At 67.0% G+C, this 1,633-nt stretch carries 1 protein-coding gene and 1 pseudogene; both read right to left on the reverse strand.

The window, feature by feature from the left end; genetic code table 11:
• Positions 1-749, reverse strand: a 749-nt coding sequence (secA, locus tag AB1609_23315) for a preprotein translocase subunit SecA (protein MEW6049365.1), incomplete at its 3' end; no start/stop codon positions are given.
• Positions 747-1,633: pseudogene (locus AB1609_23320) on the reverse strand (hypothetical protein). The pseudogene AB1609_23320 and the gene secA, both read right to left, overlap by 3 nt.

Below are 1,633 nucleotides of genomic sequence, written 5' to 3' on the forward strand. Positions count from 1 at the left end.
CGGAGCCGCCTGCGCGCCTCCGCCTCCTGCTGCTCGGGGCTCACAAGCTGCACGCGGAACAGGTACTTCAGCGTATCCTCCTGGATCGACGCCACCATGGCGTTGAACATGTTGAACGCTTCGAGCTTGTATTCCACCAGCGGGTCGCGCTGGGCGTACGCCCGCAACCCGATGCCCTCCCGCAGGTCGTCCATCGCCCGCAGGTGATCGATCCACTTGGAATCCGTCACCCGCAGCAGGATGATGCGCTCGAGCTGCCGCACGGCCTCCGGACCCAGCACCTGCTCCCGGCGGGCGTAGGCGTCCTGCACCACCGAAACCAGCCGCTCCCGCAGTTCGGAGTGCTTCAGGCCCTCCAGGTGCTCGGGCCGCACGGCGCCCTGCTGGTTGACGACGTCGTTGACGTGGTCGCACAGCTTCCCCAGGTCCCAGTCGTCCGGGTGCACTTTCTCGTCGGCGTACGTGGCCATCAGCGCATCCACGTACCGCCCCATCATGTCCATGACGCTTTCCCGGAGGTTGTGCCCCATGAGGACCCGGCGGCGTTGCTCGTAGATGACCTCGCGCTGGCGGTTCATGACGTCGTCGTAGGCCAGCACCTGGCGGCGGATCTCGAAGTTGCGCGCCTCGACCTTCTTCTGCGCGTTTTCGATGGCGCGGGTGAGCTGCATGTTTTCGATGGGCTGGTCCTCCTCCCAGCCCAGGCGGTCCATGAAGCGGCGAACCCAGTCGGCGGCGAACAGCCGCATCAGGTCGTCGTCCAGCGAGACGTAAAAGCGCGACGAACCCGGGTCGCCCTGGCGCCCTGCGCGGCCCCGCAACTGGTTGTCGATGCGGCGTGCCTCGTGGCGCTCCGTGCCGATGATGTGCAGCCCGCCCAGCTCCACCACCTTCTGGTGCTCCGGCTCGGTCTCCCGGCGCGTCTGCTCCAGCAGTTCGACGTACAGACGGGCGGCCTCCGCCACCCGGTCCTCAGCCCTGTGTGCGTGCTCCGGGCCGGCCGGCACGCCGTTTCGGGAGGAGGCCGCCGCGGCATCGCGGACGCGCGCGCCGTCCCCCGGCATCCCATCAACCGCCCCGTTGAGGGAACGGACGTCGCCTTCGGCCCCGAGCGGCTTCAGCTTCAGCCCGGCGAAGCGCACCCGGTCGACCGCCTGCGCCACCTCTTCGTCGCTGAACCCCTTCGCCTTCAGCCGCTCCCGCGCCAGGTACTCCGGATTGCCGCCCAGCACGATGTCGGTGCCGCGGCCGGCCATGTTGGTGGCGATGGTGACCGCCTTCAGCTTGCCGGCCTGGGCCACGATCTGGGCTTCCTTCTCGTGATACTTGGCGTTGAGCACCACGTGGGGAATGCCCCGGCGCGTCAGCATCTCGCTCAGGCGTTCCGACTTCTCTATGGAAACCGTGCCGACCAGCACCGGCCGCCCTGTCCTGTGGAGCTCCTCAATCTCCCGGACCACCGCTTCAAACTTGGCCTTCTCGGTCTTGTAGACCATGTCCGGGTAGTCGGTGCGGATCATGGGCTTGTTGGTGGGGATGACCACCACGTCCATGCCGTAGATCTTCTGAAATTCGGCCTCTTCGGTGGCCGCCGTTCCCGTCATGCCTGCAAGCTTTTTGTACATGCGGAAGT

This window comes from Bacillota bacterium (assembly GCA_040754675.1).
Taxonomy (GTDB): Bacteria; Bacillota; Limnochordia; order Limnochordales; family Geochordaceae; genus Geochorda.